Source organism: Streptomyces sp. NPDC032940 (assembly GCF_040636935.1).
Taxonomy (GTDB): domain Bacteria; phylum Actinomycetota; class Actinomycetes; order Streptomycetales; family Streptomycetaceae; genus Streptomyces.
The window spans coordinates 103,122-124,926 of the sequence record NZ_JBEZVJ010000009.1 but is presented as its reverse complement, the minus strand read 5'-3'; the positions used below and the strand labels follow the sequence as shown (position 1 = coordinate 124,926).

19 protein-coding genes are annotated in these 21,805 nt (G+C 69.6%); 9 read left to right on the top strand and 10 right to left on the bottom strand.

Annotation, left to right across the window (positions count from 1 at the left end):
* The first annotated feature begins 16 nt into the window (after positions 1-16).
* Positions 17-1,555, top strand: a complete 1,539-nt coding sequence (locus AB0E77_RS14715) for an IucA/IucC family protein (RefSeq protein WP_361569810.1) — start codon at positions 17-19, stop codon at positions 1,553-1,555.
* Here AB0E77_RS14715 and AB0E77_RS14710 read toward each other — a convergent pair.
* Both AB0E77_RS14710 and AB0E77_RS14705 read right to left on the bottom strand, forming a co-directional pair.
* On the bottom strand, positions 1,541-1,792 hold the full coding sequence (locus AB0E77_RS14710) for a DUF397 domain-containing protein (RefSeq protein WP_361569809.1): 252 nt from the start codon (positions 1,790-1,792) through the stop codon (positions 1,541-1,543). The genes AB0E77_RS14715 and AB0E77_RS14710 overlap by 15 nt on opposite strands.
* Entirely contained in the window at positions 1,789-2,631 is an 843-nt protein-coding gene (locus AB0E77_RS14705; protein ID WP_361569807.1) for a helix-turn-helix transcriptional regulator, read from the bottom strand. Before AB0E77_RS14705 ends, AB0E77_RS14710 begins: the two co-directional genes overlap by 4 nt.
* Positions 2,632-2,781: 150 nt before the next feature.
* Between AB0E77_RS14705 and AB0E77_RS14700 the strand changes: the two genes are divergently transcribed.
* The 5 genes from AB0E77_RS14700 (at position 2,782) to AB0E77_RS14680 (ending at position 7,601) form a co-directional block, all read left to right on the top strand.
* Complete coding sequence (locus tag AB0E77_RS14700) at positions 2,782-3,249, top strand: ATP-binding protein (protein WP_361569805.1); 468 nt, start codon at positions 2,782-2,784, stop codon at positions 3,247-3,249.
* Positions 3,250-3,322: 73 nt separating this feature from the next.
* The gene (locus AB0E77_RS14695; RefSeq protein ID WP_361569804.1) at positions 3,323-4,018 is read left to right on the top strand and encodes a response regulator transcription factor; all 696 of its coding nucleotides are present in this window, start codon (positions 3,323-3,325) and stop codon (positions 4,016-4,018) included.
* A gap of 96 nt (positions 4,019-4,114) precedes the next feature.
* On the top strand, positions 4,115-5,875 hold the full coding sequence (locus AB0E77_RS14690) for a GAF domain-containing protein (RefSeq protein WP_361569802.1): 1,761 nt from the start codon (positions 4,115-4,117) through the stop codon (positions 5,873-5,875).
* Positions 5,876-6,043: 168 nt separating this feature from the next.
* A complete protein-coding gene (locus tag AB0E77_RS14685) occupies positions 6,044-7,114 on the top strand; it encodes a zinc-dependent alcohol dehydrogenase family protein (RefSeq protein WP_361569800.1) in 1,071 nt (356 codons plus the stop codon).
* Between the two features lie 46 nt (positions 7,115-7,160).
* Entirely contained in the window at positions 7,161-7,601 is a 441-nt protein-coding gene (locus AB0E77_RS14680; RefSeq protein WP_361569799.1) for a pyridoxamine 5'-phosphate oxidase family protein, read from the top strand.
* 82 nt (positions 7,602-7,683) lie between these two features.
* Here the strand turns inward: AB0E77_RS14680 and AB0E77_RS14675 are convergent, their stop codons facing one another.
* Entirely contained in the window at positions 7,684-8,142 is a 459-nt protein-coding gene (locus AB0E77_RS14675; RefSeq protein WP_361569797.1) for a cyclic nucleotide-binding domain-containing protein, read from the bottom strand.
* A gap of 159 nt (positions 8,143-8,301) precedes the next feature.
* Positions 8,302-11,013: a pyruvate, phosphate dikinase gene (gene ppdK / locus AB0E77_RS14670; protein WP_361569796.1), complete on the bottom strand. Its 2,712-nt coding sequence runs from the start codon at positions 11,011-11,013 to the stop codon at positions 8,302-8,304.
* 175 nt (positions 11,014-11,188) lie between these two features.
* On the opposite strand from ppdK, the gene AB0E77_RS14665 reads away from it, so the two are divergent.
* Together AB0E77_RS14665 and AB0E77_RS14660 are read left to right on the top strand one after the other, a co-directional pair.
* A complete protein-coding gene (locus AB0E77_RS14665) occupies positions 11,189-11,887 on the top strand; it encodes a CBS domain-containing protein (RefSeq protein WP_361569794.1) in 699 nt (232 codons plus the stop codon).
* A gap of 78 nt (positions 11,888-11,965) precedes the next feature.
* Positions 11,966-12,958 carry a nitroreductase family protein gene (locus AB0E77_RS14660; protein ID WP_361569792.1) on the top strand — a complete coding sequence of 331 codons (993 nt, stop codon included), beginning with the start codon at positions 11,966-11,968 and terminating at the stop codon, positions 12,956-12,958.
* A 327-nt stretch (positions 12,959-13,285) separates the two neighbouring features.
* On the opposite strand, the gene AB0E77_RS14655 is transcribed toward AB0E77_RS14660, so the two are convergent.
* The 3 genes from AB0E77_RS14655 to AB0E77_RS14645 form a co-directional block, all read right to left on the bottom strand.
* The gene (locus AB0E77_RS14655) at positions 13,286-13,756 is read right to left on the bottom strand and encodes an SMI1/KNR4 family protein (protein ID WP_361569790.1); all 471 of its coding nucleotides are present in this window, start codon (positions 13,754-13,756) and stop codon (positions 13,286-13,288) included.
* A gap of 140 nt (positions 13,757-13,896) precedes the next feature.
* Positions 13,897-14,280 (bottom strand): hypothetical protein, encoded by a 384-nt coding sequence (locus AB0E77_RS14650; RefSeq protein WP_361569789.1) that lies wholly within the window; start codon positions 14,278-14,280, stop codon positions 13,897-13,899.
* 72 nt (positions 14,281-14,352) lie between these two features.
* Complete coding sequence (locus tag AB0E77_RS14645) at positions 14,353-14,655, bottom strand: hypothetical protein (RefSeq protein ID WP_361569787.1); 303 nt, start codon at positions 14,653-14,655, stop codon at positions 14,353-14,355.
* Positions 14,656-14,793: 138 nt separating this feature from the next.
* Here AB0E77_RS14645 and AB0E77_RS14640 point away from each other — a divergent pair, with 138 nt between their 5' ends.
* Complete coding sequence (locus tag AB0E77_RS14640) at positions 14,794-15,882, top strand: IS630 family transposase (RefSeq protein ID WP_361569785.1); 1,089 nt, start codon at positions 14,794-14,796, stop codon at positions 15,880-15,882.
* A gap of 96 nt (positions 15,883-15,978) precedes the next feature.
* Here AB0E77_RS14640 and AB0E77_RS14635 read toward each other — a convergent pair whose 3' ends face one another.
* From AB0E77_RS14635 to AB0E77_RS14625, 3 genes are all read right to left on the bottom strand, one after another.
* Positions 15,979-16,338: a DNA/RNA non-specific endonuclease gene (locus AB0E77_RS14635; RefSeq protein WP_361569783.1), complete on the bottom strand. Its 360-nt coding sequence runs from the start codon at positions 16,336-16,338 to the stop codon at positions 15,979-15,981.
* 303 nt (positions 16,339-16,641) lie between these two features.
* Positions 16,642-17,160 (bottom strand): SMI1/KNR4 family protein, encoded by a 519-nt coding sequence (locus AB0E77_RS14630; RefSeq protein WP_361569938.1) that lies wholly within the window; start codon positions 17,158-17,160, stop codon positions 16,642-16,644.
* A 234-nt stretch (positions 17,161-17,394) separates the two neighbouring features.
* On the bottom strand, positions 17,395-21,567 hold the full coding sequence (locus AB0E77_RS14625; RefSeq protein WP_361569782.1) for a LamG-like jellyroll fold domain-containing protein: 4,173 nt from the start codon (positions 21,565-21,567) through the stop codon (positions 17,395-17,397).
* Between the last annotated feature and the right edge of the window lie 238 nt (positions 21,568-21,805).

Genomic DNA, 21,805 nt, shown 5'->3' with positions numbered 1-21,805 from the left:
AGACCGTAGGGAACGAGTGGAACGCGTGGATCTCCTGCCCCCGTCCTCCGGCACCGACGCCGCTCCCCGGGACGACGTCGCGGAACGCGCCGACGCCCACGCGGTGGTGCCCCTGCTGAACTGCCTGCTGCGCGAGGTGGCCGAACCACAACCGGCCCCCGGCGACCGCCCGGTGTACCGGCTGCCCGGCGGACGGCTGCTCCGGGTCCGCGGCGGCCGGCGCCCCGCCGACCCGGAGGTGTACGCGGTGGACCGCTGGCAGCGCGTCGGCCACGACGGACTGGTGGCCCTGGTCGCCGAGGCGCTGCGCCACCACACCGGCTGGGCCAACCACGAGCTGCCCGCCGAGATGACCGGCAGCCGAAACGCGGTCGCCGCGCTGCTGCGGGCACGCGCGGCGGCACTCCCGCCCGGCGACCCCTATCTGCTCTCCGAGCAGTCCCTGCTCACCGGCCACCCCCACCACCCCGCCCCCAAGGCGCGCGGCGGCGGCCCGCACACCGCGTGGCTCCCCTACGCCCCGGAGGCGTACGCCCGGTTCCCGCTGACGGTGCTCGGCGTGCGCGCCGACACGGTCGTGGAGGAGGGCGACACCGCCGCCCTGGACGCCCTCGGCCAGGCCCCGCCCGGCTACCGGCTGCTGCCCGCCCACCCCTGGCAGCTCGACCTCACGGCGACGGCCCTCGCCCCGGCCTTCGCCGACGGACGGCTGATCCTGCTGGGCACCACCGGCTTCCCGGTGTGGCCCACGGCGGCCATCCGCACGGTCTACGCACCGGAGTACCCGCCCGGCCAGGACCTGTTCCTGAAGTTCAGCCTCGACGTGCGCATCACCAACGACATCCGCCGCCTGTGGCGCCACGACCTGCTGAAACTGCGCCGCACCGACACGGCCGTCACGGAGGCCTTCGAGTCGGTCGGCCCGCCCGCCGCCTGGCTCGCCGACCGCGGCTACCGCACCGCCGACTTCGCCTTCGAGGAACTCGCCGTCGTGGTCCGCGACGGACTGCGCGCGAGCCTGCTGCCCGGAGCGACCCCGCTGCTCGCCGCCGCCCTGGCGGAGGGCTTCCCCGGCAGCCCCCTGGCGGCCACGCCCGACCCGGCCGCCTGGTGGGAGGCGTACCTCGACGCGGTCGTCCCGCCCGTCCTGACCGCCTTCGCCGACGACGGCGTCGTCCTGGAGGCACACCTCCAGAACACGCTGGTCGCGGTGGACGCGACGGGAATCCCGGTGCAGGCCCTCTTCCGGGACGCCGAGGGCGTCAAACTCCTGCCGGACACGCCCCGCGCGGCGGGCTGGGAGCGACTGGTGTACTGCCTCGTCGTCAACCACCTGCTGGAGATCGCGGGCGCCCTCGCCGAGCATCACCCGGACTATGACCCGCGTGGTGCCCTGCGCACGGCTCTGGCCCGCCACGACCTGCCCGAGATCCCGGCTCTCCTCACCGCGCCGACGCTGCCCGCGAAGACCAACCTGCTGCTCCGCTGGACCGACGCGGACGGAGCGGCGGCACGGTACCGGCCGCTGGCCAACCCGTTGTCAGCGGGTGACTGACGCGGCGTAGGTGAGGAAAGGTGCCCACGCCGTGGGGGAGAGGGCGAGCTGTGCGGCGTGGGGCGCCTTGGAGTCGCGGACGTGGATCGTCTCCGGGCAGGTCGCGACCTCGACGCAGTCGCCTTGGCTGCCGCTGCTGTAGCTGGACTTGTGCCAGGACAGGGCGACCTCGACGCAGTCGCCGTCACTGCCGCTGCTGTAAGTGCTTTTGAACCAGACCAGGTCGGACGTGTTCACAGCGCTCCTCGCATTCGCTTCAACAGGCCCAGGGAGTCCTCGGGGGTCAGGGCCTGTGAACGCATCTTGGCATAGCGCTGGTGAAGTCGGCTGATCTCTTTCGATGCGGTGATGAGCCGCCCGTTCTCCTGCCCCTCCGAGTAGCCGAACCACCGGTTCTCGGGTGTTTCGGCCAGCTGCATCGGACCGTCCAGCCCCGCATGCACCGGCTGTCGCAGCGGCATCAACTGAAACTCCACGTTCCAGTGACGCTCGACGACGGACAGCAGGTGGTCATACAGTTCCCGCGTCACCTCCACGCCACCCGTGCAGCGTTCCAGGACCGCCTGCTCCACGATGAAACTGAACGCAGTCGGCGGTTTCCGGCTCGTCGCCAGGAGTTCGTGCCGGGCCATGCGCGCGGCGATCCGCTCGTTCATCTCCTCCTCGGCGGGCAGCGGCGGCACGCTGAAAGACACCGCCCGCGCATACGCCTCCGTCTGCAACAACCCCGGCACCACCCGGCATTCATAGGTGTACAGACTCACCGCCTCCGCCTCGAAGCGTGCCCACTGCCTGAACCAGCTCGCCAACCCCGGTTGCCGTGACAGATGCCGTGCCGCACCCCGCAGCGCTCCGAACGCGTCCAGGACCTCCTCCGCGCGGGCCACGAAATCCCCCGGAGGGAACCGACGCCCCTGCTCGATCGAGGCCACCGTCGGCACCGAGTACCGCACGCGTGGCGCGAACTCCTCCTGTGTCAGCCCCGCGCGTTTGCGGAACGCCTTGACGACCTCGCCGAACGCCTTGAGGCTGTCCGACGCCTCCGGTTCCCCCGCGCCGCCCGTGCCGTCCGTCATCCAGGACACCTCCCACCCGTCACGCCCAGCTCAACGGGCCCATCGTCACGGACGGTTACTCCTACTGTCCACCGTCCGTACCCGTACGCTGACCCTGCGTACCGGTCGTTGATCTGGTGGCAGGGCGTCGCCGCAGGTGGGATGGGCGGCATGAGACCAGCTTCCACCCCCCGACTCCCGGTCACCGCACGTGTGTTCACCCAGCGGTTCAGCTCGACTCCGCGCGGCGCCCGCCTGGCCCGGCATCTCGCGCTGCACCGGCTGGACGCGTGGGGCGTCCCGTACGGCTCGGCGATTTCGGAGACGGCCGCGCTGCTCGTGGCCGAGCTGGCGGCGAACGCCGTGACGCACGGGCGGGTGCCGGGGCGGGACATCGAGGTGCTGCTGCGGCTGGACGCGTACACGCTGCGGATCGACGTGTCCGACAGCAGGGGAGAGCGCCGCCCGTCCGCCCCGGAGGGAGCCGCCCCAAAGGCGGACGCGGAGGGCGGCCGGGGCCTGCTGCTCGTGGAGGCGCTGGCCGACCGGTGGGGCGTCTTCGACCGGGTACCCGTCGGCAAGACGGTCCGCGCCGAGCTGGACCTGCCGGGGTGGGGCCCGGTGCCCGAAGAGGGCTGACCGGCCCTGGCCGGTGGTCCCGGGCCGGGGGAAGACTGACCCTTGGACGGACGGCACCCTTGAGGAGCGATCGATGACGGACAGCGAGCAGGCCGGCCGGGCAGGCGTGATCAAGGTCTTCCTCCTGGACGACCACGAGGTCGTCCGGCGAGGGGTGCACGACCTCCTGGACGACGAACCGGACATCACCGTGGTCGGTGAGGGGGCCACCGCCGAGCAGGCGCTCGTGCGGGTGCCCGCGCTGCGGCCGGACGTGGCGGTGCTGGACGTACGGCTGCCGGACGGCGACGGGGTGAGCGTGTGCCGGGAGCTGCGGTCGGCCATGCCCGACCTGGCCTGTCTGATGCTGACCTCGTTCGACGACGAGGAGGCGCTGCTCGACTCGATCATGGCGGGCGCGGCCGGGTACGTGCTGAAGCAGATCGAGGGCTCGGACCTCGTCTCGGCCGTGCGCACCGTGGCCCGCGGCCAGTCGCTGCTGGACCCGAGCGCCACCGCGAAACTGCTGGCGCGGCTGCGCGGCGGCCGGGAACGGGAGGAGGCGCAGCCGGAGGCGCTGGTCGGTCTGACCGAACGGGAGCGGGACATCCTGGACCTCATCGGCGAGGGGCTCACCAACCGCCAGATCGGGCAGCGGCTCTACCTGGCGGAGAAAACCGTCAAGAACCACATCTCCCGCCTGCTGGCCAAACTGGGCGTGGAGCGCCGTATCCAGGCCGCCGTCATCGCCACCCACGCACAGGACCGCGCGCGGGAAGCGGGGCACTGACCGTCCGACCCACGTGTCGGGAGCATTCCCGAGCCGTTACCGTGACAGAAGGGCGGCCCGGTGGTGCCGCCGTCCATGGGCGCACGGAGGCCGGCGGTGGGAAGGTCGGGACGGGCGAGGGAGGCCGGCGTACGGCTGCCGCAACTGAGGCTGGACGAGTTGCTGGGCGAGCTGCAGCTCCGGCTGGACGCGGCCCGCGGCACCCAGGACCGGGTGCACAGCCTGCTGGAGGCGGTGCTGTCGGTCGGCAGGGAACTCGACCTGGAACAGGCACTGCGCCGCATCGTGGAGGCCGCGGCGACCCTGGTCGACGCCGAGTACGCGGCGCTGGGCGTGATCGGCCCGGACGGCGTGCGGCTGTCCGCCTTCTACACGGTGGGGATCGGCGAGGAGGAGATCGCCCGCATCGGCCACTATCCCGAGGGGCACGGCATCCTGGGCGAGCTGATCCGGCACCCCGAGCCGCTGCGCCTGGCCAAGCTCTCCGACCACCCCGCCTCGTACGGCTTCCCCGCCCACCACCCGCCGATGAACACCTTCCTCGGCGTTCCCATCCGTGTGCGCGACCACGTCTTCGGCAATCTGTACCTGACGGAGAAGCGCGGCGGGCTGGAGTTCGACGAGGACGACGAGTCGGTGCTGGCCACCCTGGCCGTGGCGGCGGGCGTGGCGATCGACAACGCGCGGCTGTACGAGGAGTCCCGGCTGCGGGAACGCTGGCTCCAGGTGAACGCCGAGATCATGCACACCCTGATGTCCGGCGCCGAGCAGGGCGACGTGCTGCGGCTGATCGCCGAGCGGGCCCGGGAGATCACGGTCTCCGCCCTCGGCGTTGTGGCGCTGCCGGTGCCGGGCACCGAGAACCTGGCCGTCGAGCTGGCGATCGGGTGTGAGGCCGAGAGCTGGCACGGACTGGTGCTGCCGGTGCGGGGCAGCCTCATGGGAGAGGCGTTCACCCGGGGCACGCCCGTGAGCAGCCAGGACGTGTCGGACGACGCGAGGATCACGGCGGGGCCGCCGCGCTTCGCCGGACTCGGCCCGGCGGTGGCCGTCCCCATCGGCTCCGACGACCGGCTGCGCGGCGTGGTCCTGCTCGTGCGCGAGACGGGCGGACCCGCCTTCACCGAGAAGGAGACGGAACCGCTCCAGGTGTTCGCCGCGCAGGCCGCCGTCGCCATGGAACTGGCCGAACGCCGTCGGGACGCGGAGCAGATCGCGATCCTCGAGGACCGCGACCGCATCGCCCGCGACCTGCACGACCTGGCCATCCAGCGGCTCTTCGCCACGGGGATGACCCTCCAGAGCGCGGGACGCTTCATCGAGCACGACAGGGCCGCGGCACGCGTGCAGCGCGCCGTGGGCGACCTCGACGAGACGATAAAGATCATCCGCTCGACGATCTTCGGGCTGCGGTCCCGGGAGGACGACACGACGTCGCCGACGGCGTCGATGCTGCGCACCCGTGCGGTGCGCGCCGTCGGCGAGGCGGTGCCCGTGCTGGGCTTCGCGCCCGGCCTCCGCATGGAGGGACTGCTCGACACCAACGTACCGAGGGAGACCGCCGACCACGTCGTGGCGGTACTGACGGAGTCCCTGACCAACATCGCCCGGCACGCCCACGCGAGCCATGCCGACGTCGTGCTGGAGACCGACGGCACGTGGGTCCGGCTCACGGTGTGTGACGACGGGGTCGGCATCGCGCCCGACGGCCGCCGCAGCGGGCTGCGCAACCTGGAGGAACGCGCCCGCAAGCTCGGCGGGGAGATGCGGCTGGAGTGCCCGGAGGGCGGCGGCACCCGGCTGGTGTGGCGGGTGCCGGTGGATCAGCGAGGTGAGGGCGCCGCGCCGCGGTCGTGACGGTCGGGCGGGCGCGAGGGCCGACCGGCCCCATGCGCGCGCACGGTGCCGGGCCCACTCTGGAGTCATGGGGCAATCCCCGTCGCACCGACGGTCGAGGACCCGCCCGCCGAGCAACGGTCACCGGGACCCCGGATGCTCCCGAGCGCAGAAAGGGTGAGCCTCACGATGAAGGGTTACGTGTTCCACGGGCCGGGCCAGTCCGCATGGGAGGACGTCCCCGATCCGGACCTCAAGGAACCCACCGACGCCGTGGTACGGGTCGATGCCGTCACCATCTGCGGAACCGACCTGCACATCCTCAAGGGCGACGTCCCCGAGGTGCGCCCCGGGACCGTCCTCGGCCACGAGGCGGTCGGCGAGATCGTCGAGGTCGGCGGGGACGTGCGCACCGTACGCCCCGGGGACCGCGTGCTGATGTCCTGCATCACCGCCTGCGGACGGTGCCGCTACTGCCGCGAGGGCGTCTACGGGCAGTGCCTCGGCGGAGGCGGCTGGATCCTCGGCCACCTGATCGACGGCACGCAGGCCGAGTACGTCCGCGTCCCCTTCGCGGACCTCTCCGTGCACCCGCTGCCGGGCGCGGTCACCAGCGAGGACGCCGTACTGCTGGCCGACATCTTCCCGACCGCCTACGAGGTGGGCGTGCTCAACGGGTGCGTCCGTCCCGGGGACACCGTCGTCGTGGTCGGCGCCGGACCCATCGGCCTGGCCGCCATCGCCACGGCACGGCTGTACGGCCCCGAACGGATCGTCGTCGTGGACGTCGCCGCCGCCCGGCTGGAGGCCGCCCGCAAACTCGGTGCCGACGCCGTCGCCGACGCCGCGGAGGCGCCGGAGCAACTGGTCGCGGACCTCACCGGGGGCCTGGGCGCCGACGTCGTCATCGAGGCCGTGGGCGTGCCGGAGACCTTCGAGATGTGCACCCGCATGGTGCGCCCGGGCGGGCACGTCGCCAACGTCGGCGTGCACGGCAAGCCGGCGACCCTGCACCTGGAAGACCTGTGGATCAAGGACGTCACCATCACCACGGGCCTGGTCGACACCCGGACCACCCCGACGCTGCTGCGCATGGCGGCGGCCGGGAAGCTGCCCACCTCCCAGCTGGTGACGCACACCTTCCCGCTGGAGCGCATGGAGGAGGCGTACGAGGTCTTCGCCGGCGCGGCGGACACCGGAGCGCTGAAGGTGGTCCTCGGCGGCCCCCGGCGCGACGTCGTCGCCGCCGACACGGTGTGACACCAGCCGTCACAAGACGGCACCCCACGCGAGAGACGACCGGCTCATGTACCGCAACGACGGATTCCGCGAACTGGACCGGCAGGAATGCCTGCACCGGCTGGCGCTGGCGGACGTGGGCCGGGTCGTCTTCACGCACGACGCGCTGCCCGCCGTCCTGCCGGTCCACTTCCTGATCGACCGGGACGGCTCCGTGCTGCTGCGCACCTCGGCGGCGTCCGAGATGGCCCACGCGGTCGACGGCTCGGTGGTCGCCTTCGAGGTCGACCGGGTCGACGCGGCGGCCAACACGGGCTGGAGCGTCGTCGTCACCGGACTCGCCGCGGTGGTCACCGACCCCGCCGAGTGGCAACGCCTGACGAGGAGCGGACCGCGCTCGTGGCTGTCGTGGCCGGCCGAGATCTTCGTCCGTATCGAGCCCGGACTCGTCACCGGCCGCGAACTGCTGGGCGGCCGGACCATGTACGGGGTGTACGTGTTCACCTGAGCCGCCGGGCATGAATGTGCGCGGCCGGATCGCTCCGGCCACGCTTCTTTCACGTCCTCAGGCGCTCACAGTCCTCAGGCGCTCACAGCAGGGTGCCGCTCCCGTGGGGTGCGTACAGGTCGAGCAGCCGGATCCGGGCCACGTGCAGCCGGTCGGAGATCACCGCGCCGACCCAGACGGCGACCGCCCGGCCGAACCCCGGGTCCCGCTCGCACAGCGCCCGCACGGCCGCCGCGTCGAACTCCCAGGCCCGCACCGGGGTCATCGCCTCCGCGCCCAGATGCCACAGGTACGGCGGGAAGTGCCAAGACCAGCCGACCAGTTCGCCGTGGCCCAGCGACTCGATGACGGCGGGGCGGCGGTCGGGCACGCTCAGGTCGAGGGTGACGGTACCGGTGCGGACGATCCAGAAGCGGTCGGCGGGCATGCCTTCCTCGAAAAGACGCGCACCCTCGTCGAAGGACACCTCGCGGGCGAGGCGCATCAGCCGCTCCCGGTGTTCCACCGGGAGGCCCGCGGCCAGTGTGGTGGTGGAGGTCATGGCACCGCTCCTTCTCTTCCCGGGGCGCGGCCGGTCAGCGGGGGCGGGTGGCGCGCGCCATCACTGCTTCCAGGTTGCCTCCGTCCGGCGCCGGAGGCCACGGGCCACCCGGGCCCGGCCCGCGGGGCCGTTCGGCCCTCACGGAGTGCTCCGCGCGGCTCACCGGCTGTCGCTCGGCCCGGCCCCCTCCAGCGCGACCCGCCCGGCCTCCAGCCGCGCCACCGGGACCCGGAACGGCGAGCAGGAGACGTAGTCGAGGCCGACGCCGTGGAAGAAGTGCACCGACTCCGGGTCCCCGCCGTGCTCGCCGCACACGCCCGTCTCCAGGGCGGGGCGGACGGCCCGGCCCTCGGCGACCGCGATCTCCACCAGCCGTCCGACCCCCACGCGGTCGATCGTCTCGAAGGGCGAGGCGGCGAAGACGCCCTTGTCGAGATAGGCGGAGAAGAAGGCCGCCTCGACGTCGTCGCGGGAGAAGCCCCAGGTGGTCTGGGTGAGATCGTTGGTGCCGAAGGAGAAGAACTCGGCGTCCTCGGCGATCCGCCCGGCGGTGAGCGCCGCCCGCGGCAGCTCGATCATGGTGCCGACCGGGCAGACGACCGGCGTGCCGGCCGCCTCGGAGACCTCCGCCAGAACCCGGTCCACCTCCGCGCGCACCAGCCGGAACTCGGTGACGTCGCCGACGAGCGGCACCATGATCTCCGCCCGGGGGTCACCGCCCGCCCGGAGCCGTTCCACCACCGCCTCGCCCACCGCCCGGACCTGCATGGCGACCAGCCCCGGCACCACCAGGCCGAGCCGGACGCCGCGCAGCCCGAGCATCGGGTTCTCCTCGTGCATGCGGTTCACGGCGTCCAGCAGCGTGGCGTCGTGCGCGTCCGGGGCCTCCCCGCGGGCCTCGGCGGCGGCGAGGCGGGTGGCGAGTTCCAGACGGTCGGGCAGGAACTCGTGCAGCGGCGGGTCGAGCAGACGGATGGTGACCGGCAGCCCGTCCATCGCCGCCAGGATGCCCGCGAAGTCCTCGCGTTGCAGCGGCAGCAGGGCCTCGAGCGCCCGGTCGCGTCCGGCGTCGCTGTCCGCCAGGATCATCCGCTCGACCAGATGGCGCCGCTCGCCCAGGAACATGTGCTCGGTACGGCACAGCCCGATGCCCTGGGCACCGAACCGGCGGGCGCGCGCGGCGTCCTCCGGCGTGTCGGCGTTGGCCCTGACCTCCAGCCGCCGTACCGCGTCCGCGTGGGCCAGCGCCCGGCCGACGGCGTCCGCCACCCCGGCCGACGCCTCGTCGGCGCCGGCGCCCTCGTCCGCACCGGACTCCAGCCGGCGCATCACCGCGGAGTCGACCAGCGGCACCGCGCCGAGGTACACGGTGCCCGCGGAGCCGTCCACGGACAGGACGGTGCCCTCCTCGACGACGGTGCCGTCCGCGGTGGTCAGCCGCCGGGCCACGGTGTCCACGGCCAGCTCCTCGGCGCCGCAGACGCAGACCCGTCCCATGCCGCGGGCGACCACGGCCGCGTGCGAGGTCTTGCCGCCCCGGCTCGTCAGCACCGCCTGGGCCGCGACCATGCCGGGCAGGTCGTCCGGGGTGGTCTCCTGGCGCACCAGCACCACCGGCTCACCGGCGGCGTGGCGCCGTACCGCCTCCGCCGAGTCGAAGACCGCCGCGCCGACCGCGGCGCCCGGCGAGGCCGGCAGGCCGCGGGCCAGGGGTTCACCGGTCGCGGAGGCGTCGAAGCGGGGGAACATCAGCCGCGCCAAGCCCTCCCCGCTCACCCGCGCGAGGGCCTCGTCCGCGCCGATCAGCCCCTCGTCCGCCAGCGCGGAGGCGATGGCGAAGGCCGCCTCGGCGGTGCGCTTGCCCACCCGGGTCTGGAGCATCCACAGCGTCCCGCGCTCGATGGTGAACTCGATGTCGCACAGATCGCGGTAGTGCCGCTCCAGGGTCTCCATGTGCGCCAGGAGCTGCCCGTAGGACCGCGGGTCCAGGCGCTCCAGCTCCGCCAGCGGGACGGTGTTGCGGATGCCGGCGACGACGTCCTCGCCCTGCGCGTCGGGCAGGTAGTCCCCGTACAGGCCGCGCCGTCCCGTGGCCGGGTCGCGGGTGAAGGCGACGCCGCTGCCCGAGTCGGAGCCGAGATTGCCGAAGACCATGCGCTGCACGTTCACGGCGGTGCCGAGGTCGTCGGGGATGTGCTCGCGACGCCGGTACAGCCGCGCCCGTTCGACGTTCCAGGACGCGAAGACGGCCAGCACCGCACGCCGGAGCTGCTCCGCCGGGGACTGCGGGAAGTCCTCGCCGGTCTCGCGGCGGATCAGCCCCTTGTACTCCTTCACGAGCCGGGCCAGGTCCGCCGCGTCCAGGTGCACGTCGTCCGGGACGCCCCGCAGCTCCTTCAGCCGGTCCAGCGCCCCCTCGAACAGGGCCGCGTCGACACCCATCACCGTGCTGCCGAACATCTGTACGAGTCGACGGTACGAGTCCCAGGCGAAGCGCTCACTGCCGGAGACCTCCGCCAGACCGGCCACCGAGTCGTCGTTCAGCCCCACGTCGAGGATCGTCTCCATCATGCCGGGCATGGAGAACCGGGCCCCCGACCGTACGGACACCAGCAACGGGTCGTCCCGCTGTCCCAGCCGCCGCCCGGCCGCCCGCTCCAGCGCGGCCAGGTGGTCGGAGACCTCGGCGGTCAGTCCCGGGGGTTCCGCACCGGACGCGAGACAGGCGCGGCACGCCTCGGTGGTGAGGGTGAAGCCCGGGGGGACCGGCAGGCCGAGCCGGGTCATCTCGGCGAGGTTCGCGCCCTTGCCGCCGAGCAGACCGGCCAGCTCACGCCCGCCGTCGGTGAAGTCGTACACGTATCGGTCCATGACGCCAAGCTCCTCGGCTCGCAGGACGGTGTGCCGTCTCCAGCGTCACCCCGCCGACCGGCCCGGTGCGAGTCCGGCCGGTCCCGACAGCAGAGGGCCGTTCGGCCCATGCCCGCACCGGCGGGGCGGGCAGATGCTGGACACGTCGGCAGCGCCGTCACCCCTGGAGGAAGCGATGTACGGCTCCGCATGCACCGTGAGCGGCGTGATGACCCGCTCCGTCGTCGCGCTGGCCGCCGGGGCGGGCTTCAAGGAGATCGTGCGGACCCTGCGCACCCAGGGGATCAGCGCCCTCCCCGTCCTCGACCCGGACAACCGGGTGGTCGGCGTCGTCTCCGAGGCCGATCTGCTGCGCAAGGAGGAGTTCCGCGACAGCGACGAGGCCGCCCACACGAGGACCGGACCCGTCGCCGGTCGCGAGAAGGCGAGGGCGGGCACGGTGACGGAACTGATGACGTCCCCCGCCGTCACGGTGGACCCCGACGCGCCCCTGGCCGCCGCCGCCCGCCTCATGGCACGGCGCGGCGTCAAACGCCTGCCCGTCGTCGACGCCGACGGCGTGCTCCAGGGCATCGTGAGCCGCGGCGACCTGCTCCGGGTCTTCCTCAGGCCCGACCAGGAGATCGCCGACGAGGTCCGCCACCGGGTCGTCGGCGGCCGCTTCCCCGACGGCATCGGACCGGTCCGGGTCCAGGTGAACGAGGGCGTGGTCACCCTCGCGGGCCCGGTCCGCGACGTGTCGGTCGTGCTGCTGGCCGAACGGCTGGTGCGCTCCGTCGAGGGCGTGGTCGACGTGCGCTGCGAACTCACCGGACCCCGGCACCGCCCGGTGCCCGAACCCGGCCTGGCGGCGGAACAGCCGACCGGCACCTGATGACACGCACATGCGGGACCCAAGACCCACGATCCACGACCCAAGGCCCTGGGTTCCCCGGAAGACACGGAGAAACCGGTGAACGTCCGCACCCCGTCCGACGAAGACGTGATCAGTCTGGTCGGTGACGCCGTCGCCGCCCCCTCGCTGCACAACGCGCAGCCCTGGCGCTTCCGCTACCTGCGGCACCTGCGCACCTTCGAGCTGTACGCCGACTTCGACCGCGCCCTGCCGTACACCGACCCGCGCGCCCGCAGCCTGCACATCGGCTGCGGCGCCGCCCTGCTGAACCTGCGGGTCGCCCTCGCCCACGGCGGCTGGCACGTGAGGACCCGGCTGCTGCCCGACGCCGCCGACCCCACGTTCGTCGCGGCCGTGCGCCTCGTCGGGCCGGGCACCGGCGACGCCGACCTCGCCTCACTGCACCCGGCCGTCACCGAACGCCACAGCAGCCGCTTCCCGTTCGACGAGGACCCCATCCCCGACGACCTGCGCACCACGCTCACCGAGACGGCCCGCCGCGAGGGCGCCGAGTTGGCCTTCCCCTCCCCGTGGCACCTGCAATACCTGCTGGAACTGGTCCGGGAGGCCGAGACCAGCGAACGCGCCGACCCCGCGGCCCGCCGGGAACTGGCGGAGTGGACCCGCACCGACGCCCCGTCGGTGAACTTCGCGGACGACGGAGTCCCGGACTACGCCTTCGGCCCCGCCCGCAGCGGGGGCGGCGCGGCCGTACGGGACTTCGCGGGCACCCGCCAGGTGACGGGCCGCGCCACCGCGGTCTTCGAGGCGGAACCCCAGATCGCCTGCCTCAGCACGACCCACGACCGCCCCGAGGACTGGCTGCGGGCCGGCCAGGCCATGGAACGCCTCCTGCTGCTGGCCACCACCGAGGGCCTGGTCGGCTCCCTCGTCACCCAGCCCCTCGAACGCCCCGACGTCCGCTGGCTCCTGCGCGACCCGGTCACCGGCGCCGGCCACCCCCAAATGCTCCTCCGCCTCGGCCACGGCCCCAAGGGCCCCCGCACCCCGCGCCGCCCGGTCTCCGAGGTACTCGACATCTGGCCCTGACCGGAACCGGCCCTGTGCTCCCTCTGTCAGGGTCCAGCCGGGCGGCCCCGCCTCAGTGAGGTGGGAATTGGCTTCTGAGCCCTGCTCTCTCCACAACGCCAGACGCGCGGCATGTTGATCAATGGCTGCCCCAGGCTCACCCAGGAAGGACCTGTGCTGGTGAGCGTGTTGGAGTCGCGGTGGGTCCGGACATACGGCCAGGCGGCAGGGATGTTCGGGGCCCTGAACGGTCGGCGTCTGCACGGTGGCGGGGGGCCAGCCACACTGGTGGGAGTCAGGCATCTCGCATGCATCATGGACGCCAAGCGTCCAGCCAGACCGGCCGTGTCAGTCGCCGAACATCCCCGCGTACGGGTCGGGCTCTCCCGTCCACGGATTGATTCCGGAGTCCCGGAGTCGCTGCTGCTCGTCGCGATGGAGGAATCGTGGCGCAGAGGCACCCCACAGAGTCAGATCGCCCAGGGGGCAGCGGTCGAACTCCATGCGAAACACGTGGCACAGGAACTCGGCCATTCCGCCCGAGTGTTCCGTCCAGCATCCCCCGCCACGGCTCCATACCACAACGGGCCACTTGCCCGGATTGTCGTCGTCGGCCTTCCAGCACAGAATGTCTGCGCTGGAGTCCAGGCCCCACGCGATGAGCCGTGGCCGGCCGGGCCCAGCCGGCCAGAGGTCCTCTGCGTTCCGTGACTCATCAGCCATCCCCATGTAGTCGGGAATGCCATCGAAACCGTCGTGGGGCTCGGCGAGCAGCACGCTCAAGTAGTCGTCGATCGCACCCTCACCGTACTCGGCCATGAACATTTGAAGTCGTAGGGAAAGGGAGTGCCCCAACTCGACTCCACGGCAGCCCAGTCCACGACATCACCAGCCCCGGAGTGAGAGGGCATCACGGCCATCAGCTCATCGAACCAGCTCATAACTGCCCCTTCTCATGCCTAGGGTAGCGGGCCGGTCGGTACCGGAAGGCCGGTGCGGCTGTCAGTCACCGTGCCCATGCTCTTCCAGCCACTGCGTGGACTGTAGACAGAGTTTGGGACGGGTTGGCGGAACGCTATGCCGGGAGAGCCGTCGGGCATGATACCCCGGGCTGAGATCTCGAAGGAGACTGGCACGGTCCATGCGTCCGAGTACTTGGGTGTCACCGTGTAGTGGACCACCTGACCGTTTTCGACTGCCTCCTTCACCCGGCTCTCGTAGGAGAACATATGGTCGTTTATCCGGCCGTCGCCGCGCGCGGCAGTGTTTGCCTGGCGCGAGCAGGTGGCCAGGTTACGCAGGTCCGTGCCCGAGCCGGTGAGGTCGTGAGTCGGCAGCGCCACGCCCCCAATCTATTCCCCGAAGGCGATCCGTCAACTCCTACGACTCCACGAGTTCAACGCCAGTAGCCGTTGTCAAGCAGGTTCGAACCAATGATCCCTCGGCCACTCTGGCATCCACTCGCTGGCCGTATGCCCATGGAAGACTCCGAGCAGCCAGTTGACCAGGGTTTCATCGGACTCATACCAGTCACCCCAATTTCTACGAAAAGCGGAAACCGTCCATTTCCCCCCACCCCGATCCTCAAGAAAGAATTGATCACCCTCGATAGAGTGTCCCCAGTGGAGCATTCCGCCTACGTCAGGAAGTACTTTCCTCGGAATAGCCGGATGCCCCTCACGCACAAAATCACTCATCCATTGATTCTTCTCGATCATGAAGCGAGGTCCCGGAATGAAAAGGAAGTCCGAAATGAGGAAGTCCCCATAAGTCGAACATACCTTTTTTACCTCCAGGGGTGCACCGATCCCTAGCGTCCTGAGTCGTTAGTTCATTGGCGGTTGTAGGGTGGGGGGATGCCGGGTCCGAAGCCGTTGTCGTTGGAGTTGTCCGAGCGTGAACGTCGCGTGCTGCGGGGCTGGTTGCGCAAGCGGACCGCGGGGCAGGCGCTGGTGCTGCGCGCGAGGATCGTGCTGGCGTGCGCCGAGGGCCGTCCGAACGCGCAGGTCGCGCAGGAGCTCGGCATCTCGCGGGAGACGGTGCGCAAGTGGCGGTCCAGGTTCGCGGCCGACCGTCTTGAAGGTCTGGTCGACGCTCCGCGCTCCGGAGCCCCGCGCAAGATCACGGACGAGCAGGTCGAGTCCCTGGTCGCAAAGACCCTCGACCAGGCGCCCCCTTCGGGGGACTCGCACTGGTCGACGCGGTCGATGGCCCAGGCCGCAGGCATGTCGCAGTCGGCCGTCTCCCGGATCTGGCGGGCGTTCGGCCTCAAGCCGCACATCGTGCAGACCTGGAAGCTGTCCACCGACCCGCAGTTCGTGACCAAGGTCCGTGACGTGGTCGGCATCTACCTGTCCCCGCCGGAGAACGCCCTGGTCCTGGCGGTGGACGAGAAGTCGCAGATCCACGCTCTGGACCGCACCCAACCGGTGCTGCCGCTGGCACCGACCCCGCCGGCGCGGATGACGCACGACTACGTCCGGCACGGCACCACGAGCCTGTTCGCCGCCCTGGACATCGCCTCCGGCTCGGTCATAGCCCAGCACTACCGACGTCATCGCCACCAGGAGTTCCTCCGTTTCCTGAAGACCATCGACGCCGCCGTGCCCAAGAACCTCGACTTGCACCTGGTCCTGGACAACTACGCCACCCACAAGACCGAAGCGGTCAAGAAGTGGCTGCTGCGACACCCCCGCTTCCACCTGCACTTCACCCCCACCTCCGCCTCCTGGCTCAACCTCGTCGAGCGCTGGTTCGCCGAGCTGACCAGCCGCAAACTCCGCCGCTCGGCCCACCGCAGCGTCGTCGAACCGGAACGGGACATCCGCGGCTGGATCAACGAGTGGAACAAGAACCCCAAGCCGTTCGTGTGGGCCAAGACCGCAGACGAGATCCTCGAAACCCTCGCCGCATACTGCACACGAACTAACGACTCAGGACACTAGCGCGTCCTGCACTGCATCAAAATCCCCTGTTGGTGCCGGTTGGGGCACTCCAAGGACTTCGATCAACTGCTCAATACTACTCATGCCGACTCCCAACTACCGGCACTTATACGTGGCTTCTTCGTTATTATCGAATTCGCAACGGACATCCACGGTGCCATGAGACATGAATCTAACCTTGGTTGGCACCACCGATTTCGGGTTGCCGTAAATGGGGGTAACTTGCACGAATTGATAACCTCCCGACTTAATGGACTTCACCACCTTATCTTCAGCTTCCGCATACATTCGATTGTTCGCAGTTTGATACATGGGGACGAAGTTCCTGGTGTCCACGTTGGAGCCGCCCATAGCGAACCCGATCAGATGCCCGCGAGCTCGGTTGAGCGTCGGAAGCCCTCTCAAACCAGGGCAGCGCAAATGATAGGCCAGGGAGAGGCGGTGGGGTGTAATCACCTTGTGTCAGCTCTGCGTAAGCTCCTGTTGCGACGCACTCCCCCGCGATCTCTCTGTGCGGTAGATACACGATGTTGCCGCCAGGGCTATGGCCAGCTCCCGTATCGCAACGATTGCTTCGGTCACGATCTGGCCCCTCGATGGCTCCAGCTCCGCTTCCTTCTGCATCGGTGGCCTGATCCGGAGTTGCCTGGGCCAAGTTGTCCGGGGTGTAACTCGTGATGACGTCCGGTGCAGCTTGCAGCATTGCCCTGTGGTCGAAAACCGCTCACTCACCGCAACTATCACGTTGCCGAGAAGACCTCAATCGAATAGTTGCCTCGGACTGTATGAGAGGGGATCTGTCACGTAGGTCAGAAGATCTCGGAAAGTGCGGAAGAACATGTCGTCCCCGGCGCCAGTCCACCAGAATTGCTCGGCGGCGGTGTCACCGGTGTGAAGCATCATGATCCCTGCGGATCCCTCGGAATTAACGAAGATCGGGAAAACGCAAGTCTCCTCTTGGAGACCGACCTCTTCCAGAGATCCGGTTTCCAAGACGATGTCACGGAACATTGCGGCGATACCACTTTGTTGCGGGTTCTCCCAATCGCGGCACCCGAGAAGTGGCATGGCGTACTGAAACCCGTCGAATCCATCGGTTAGCGACAGGAACTTCCGGTATTCCGGATTCAAAGGCTGGCCGGCAAAGGATTGCAGCGATTCTATTTGCGCAGGACTTGCCGGGGGCCTGAGCCTGGGCATTCCTTCCGGGTACAGGGGTGAAGCGGCGAGATACTCACGTGTCCTCGCGCGCATCAGTTCACCAATAAGGGCCCACATTTCCGTCACTCTATTCACGACCCCTCTCAAGGGCGGCTTATTTTACAGATTCCGTACTGGCCACGCGATACTGACCCTGTAGGTTTCTCTGTCGTGTACGTGCTGGGATCCTTATTCACCCCAGCGTAGTAGAAGCCGGTCGGCTGGTACCCGACTTGGTACTTCCGGCCACTGTATGAACCAACAAGCGAGTTCACGCGCCCGTCCTGCTGGTGCCAGCAATAAGGAGACCACTTACCAGACCAGGTGGTGTCGGGGAGATGGCCGGCTACTTGACTCTGCCAGGTCGCCGTTGGGGTAGTAACGGTAGGACGTCTTCGCACCGCCGGGCGTGGTCTGAGTCAGCGCCAGCCCTGCAGGGGCAGTCCCGCCGCCGACCGCAGCCTCACTGCCAGTGGTGTAGGTGGTGGTGGCGGTGCTGTTGTCCGGCCTGACCACTGTGGTCGGCAGGCCCAGGCTGTTGTACGTGTACTGGGTGCGGTAGCGGCTGTCCCTGGCGTCGCTGGAACGCTGGTCGCGGTAGGCCAGCGGCTTGTCGTTGCGCGGGTCGAGCGGCTCGTCTGCGTTGAGGTAGTAGGAGGTGAAGCTCGTCCAGCAGGAGTCGGCGTCGCGACAAGTCGTGGCCGACACCGTGTTCCCGCGTAGGTCGTGACCCGTGACCGTGGCGTGGCCGTTGGGGTCGGTGACCGTGTGCAGGTTGCCTGCCGTGTCGTAGGCGTACGACGTGACCGCGCCCGTCTCGTCCCTGTGCGAGACCATCCGCTGGCCGTGCAGGGCGTCATAGCTGGTGCTGCTGGTCTTTCCCGTCGGATCGGTCAGCGAGACCGTTGACGTCAGACCCGATGAGGATGCCTCGGCCTGGGCTCGGTAGTGGGCGGAGACCTGGTCGGCGGACAGCGAACTGCGGTAGAAGGCGACCTCGTCGAGGGTTCCACTGAAGTAGTAGGTGTCTCGGGGCTGGTCCATCCAGCCAGGGCTGCCGTAGCCGCCGCCGATGTAGGCGTAGGGGGCGGACTGATCCACCAGAGTGCCGGTGCCGGAGCCGACCTTGACACCGTCCAGGTAGAGGTACTGGGTGGTGCCGGCGGCCGTCAGTACCGCGTGGTGCCACTTTCCGTCCGTCACCGATTGCGCGGAGACGATCGGCGTCGCCCCGCCGGCGACGAAGAACTCCCCGCGGAGTTTGCCGTTTCCGTCGATGTTCAACACAGGGTGCCACGACGTCGGCGTCTGGCCGATGGGAGCGTCCTGGAAACTCATCAACACGGCCGACGGGTCGGACGTCTTGAACCACAACTCGGCCGACAGGTCGGTGCTGCCAGCGGCAATCGAACCGGGTATGTCGATGTGTCCGGTGCCGCCGAGATCGATGGCACGGTCGTCACCGGTCCCGAACACGCCAGGCTGATCCTGCCTGGAGTAGTGCACGGTGCCGCTGTCCGGCTGGTACGTGGCGTTCATGCCGGGGCCACCGACCTCGCTGTGCAGCGTGGTCCCCTCGGCTTCGCCGAGCCGCCAGTACGCAGCAGGTGCGTCCGCGACGGCAACGCCCTGGTACTGGGCCCCTGTGCCCTCTGTCAGTGCTTTCCGTGCCTGGATGTGTCGGTTCGGTGTGTCCGTGTAGCCGGCCAGATTGAGGTAGGGGAAGTAGCTCCAAGTCTCGACGCCCTTGGGGCTTGTTGTCTTACGGAAAGTCACCAGGGGCTTGTCGTAGAAGGCGACCTCGTCGATCTGACCGGTGAAGTTGCGGTATCCGGCAGCCTGTCCGTCCCAGCCTGGCGACGAGTAGCCACCGCCGATGAAGGCGTGAGCGAAGCGGACTGTGTCGACTCCTGTCGAGGTTGTGGCCTGGTGGACGCCGTCCAGGATCAGGGTCTGGATACCTTCGTTGCCGGTCAGCAGTACGTGATGCCATTGATTGTCGGTGACAGACTGCTTCGACAGCAGCGCGCTGGCGTCAAAGGAGAATCTGCCCCTCAGTATGCCGTCGGAGTCGATGAGCAGCATCGGCGTCCAGCCTGAGGCCGGTGTGTCGCCGAAGTCGGCGTTCTGGTTGGAGACCAGCACTCCGCCTGGCTCACTGGTCTTGAACCACAGCTCCAGCGACATCGACGTCTTCGTGCCCAGAGACTCCACGGGTACTTCAACGGCTCCGTCGCCGGTGAACGCCGCGGCGGTGTCGTCGCCGTCGGCGAAGATGCCCGCACTGCCGAGCCGTACGTTCTCGAGGTAGGTGCCGGCGAGTCCGTCGGCCAGTGGGCTTGTGGCCTGGGCGCCGCTGCGCTCGCCCAGGCGCCAGTACCCGGTGGGGCCGCTGCGCTGGATCGCGTCGGCGTAGGAGGAGGAAGCGGTCGAGTAGGTGGGGGCAGCGACCTGCCAGGTGCCGCCGTTGTTGTCGGTGTGTTCGGTCAGCCGGCCGGTCACCCGGTCGTAGGTAGCCGTGGCGTGCACGCGACCGGACGGGAGCGTGACCTTGGTCATCTGCCCGATGGCCGAACGGGCCGCGTAGTGTTCGCTGATGGTGGCTCGGTCCAGTGGGTGGTTGTAGAGGGCCACCTCGTCCATCTGGCCTTTGAAGCGGTAGGTTCCTGCGGCCAGTCCGTTCCACCCGCCGCTGGTATAGCCGGCACCCAGGTAGGCGTAGTCGCTGCCCTGCTCGATGAGGGCGCCGTCGAGTGATCCGACCAGCACGCCGTCGAGGAACAGGCTGTGTTGGGTTGCGCCGCTGGTCAGCACGGCGTGGTGCCACTGCCCGTCGGTCACGGGCTGCGCGGACACGAACGGTGTTGCGCTCGCGGCACCTGCCGGGGAGAACCCGCCTCTCAATTTGCCGGCCCCGTCGATGTTCAGTACCGGCCGCCACGAGGTCGGCTTCTCGCCCAGTTCGGCGTCCTGGACGCCCACCAGGACACCTGAGGGCGTGCTGGTCTTGAACCACAACTCGATAGCCGGGAAGGCGGTGGCCTTCAACGTGTCATAGGGCAACTCGATCACGGAGTTGGTGCCGTCGAAGCCGGCCGAGGTGTCATCGGTGCCGCCCAGCGCGGACTCCGTTCCCAACTGCACGTCCCGATAGACGGCCTTGCTCAGACCCGTACGCGAGACCGCCTCACTGGCCGCCGCAGACCCTTCACGCTCGCCCAGCCGCCAGTACGCGTCAGGGCCCGCGTCCAGGATCCCGCTGCGGTAGACCGAACCGTCCCCGTACTCGTAGAGCGAGCACTTGGTGGTCGACGACGGAGGACACACCTTGGTCAGCCGGTCACCGGTGTAGGTGTAGCGCCACGTCAGGCCGGGAGTGTTGGTGTCGATCGCGGTGGTTGCGACCGTGCTGACGTGGTTGCCGGACCAGGTGAAGGACAGCGAACGGCCGGACAGCACGTCGGTGACCGTGCGCAGTTGCCCGCCGCTGGCCGGCGCGTGGGTCAGGCGCTGTGCCCGGCCGGAACTGTCGGTCACCGATGCCAGGGCGCCGCCGGCAAGGAAGGAGTAGGTGGTTCCGGACCGTTCCCGCAGCGTCCATCCGTCGGACCTTTTGGTGAGGGTCAGGCCCCCTCCAGCCGGGCCGTCGTAGGTGCCGTCGGCGTTGGCACCGAACCGGGCCTGCGAGCCGTCTGCGAGCGTGACCAGTGCCGTGGCGGTCTCCGGTTCCTGCCGTATCCGCATGTCCCAGCGTGTTGACCAGCCTTGACCGAAGGCGCCGTCGCGGCGGGGGTCGAGGGAGTTGTAGGTGCGGGTGACCGCGAGTTCGGGGCCGACCGTGGTGACCGCCGCGTCGGTGGCCGCGGTGACGTAATTGCCCGTGCGGGTGCCGATCTCCTTGCCCTCGTCCGAGCCGCCGAGGTGGCTGGTCACGGTCGGCTGCGGGACCTGGGTCGTCAACAGCGCCGCACCCGGACGCGCAGAAGTCGCGGAACCGTCGTAGGCGTAGCCGTACCAGGCGTACGTCTTGCCCCAGGAGAGCCAGCCCGAAGGAACGGCCCACTGCTGCTCGCTGACGCGGGGGCCGGTCTTGCAGTTCTTGCGCAGGTTGCTGCCCTCGACCTCGCATATCTCGAAGCTGTACTGCAGGACCGCGTAGACGAAGGTGCTGACGCCTCCTTCATCCATCGTCCACTGCACGGTGTACGTAGCCGGCACCAGAGGCGCGATCTTCGCATCGAGTGTCACCGTCTCGCCGGGGGAGACGTCTTGCGGCATGGCCGTCCAGCGGATCTTCGAGGTGTCGGTGATCTGCTTGCCCGCCGCATCGAACAGGTTGTAACGCAGCTTGTAGTTGCCGCCCTTGGTCCAGGTCTCCTGCCCCTGATTGGTGACAGTCACCTTCTGGACGCCCTCGCTGGTGGCGGTCACCGGAGCGGTGAAGTCACCGAGCCGGTAGGTGGCGCCGTACTTGGTCCACGTCACGTCCAGGCTCGGCTTGCCGTTCGGGTAGTCGTCGGAGCCGAACTGCTTCCACCCCTTGGAGTCAGAAGTGGACGCCTTGACGGCGAGGCCGTAGTTCTTCTGCCGGCCATGCGTCCAGTCGTCGACGAGCTTGCGGCCCGCCGAACCCAGTCGGATGCTCTCCCAGGCCGGCCGGCACGTGTGCGGGACATGGTGCGGATCTCCGACGCCCGGATGAGCGGCACGAGCTACGGCGCGT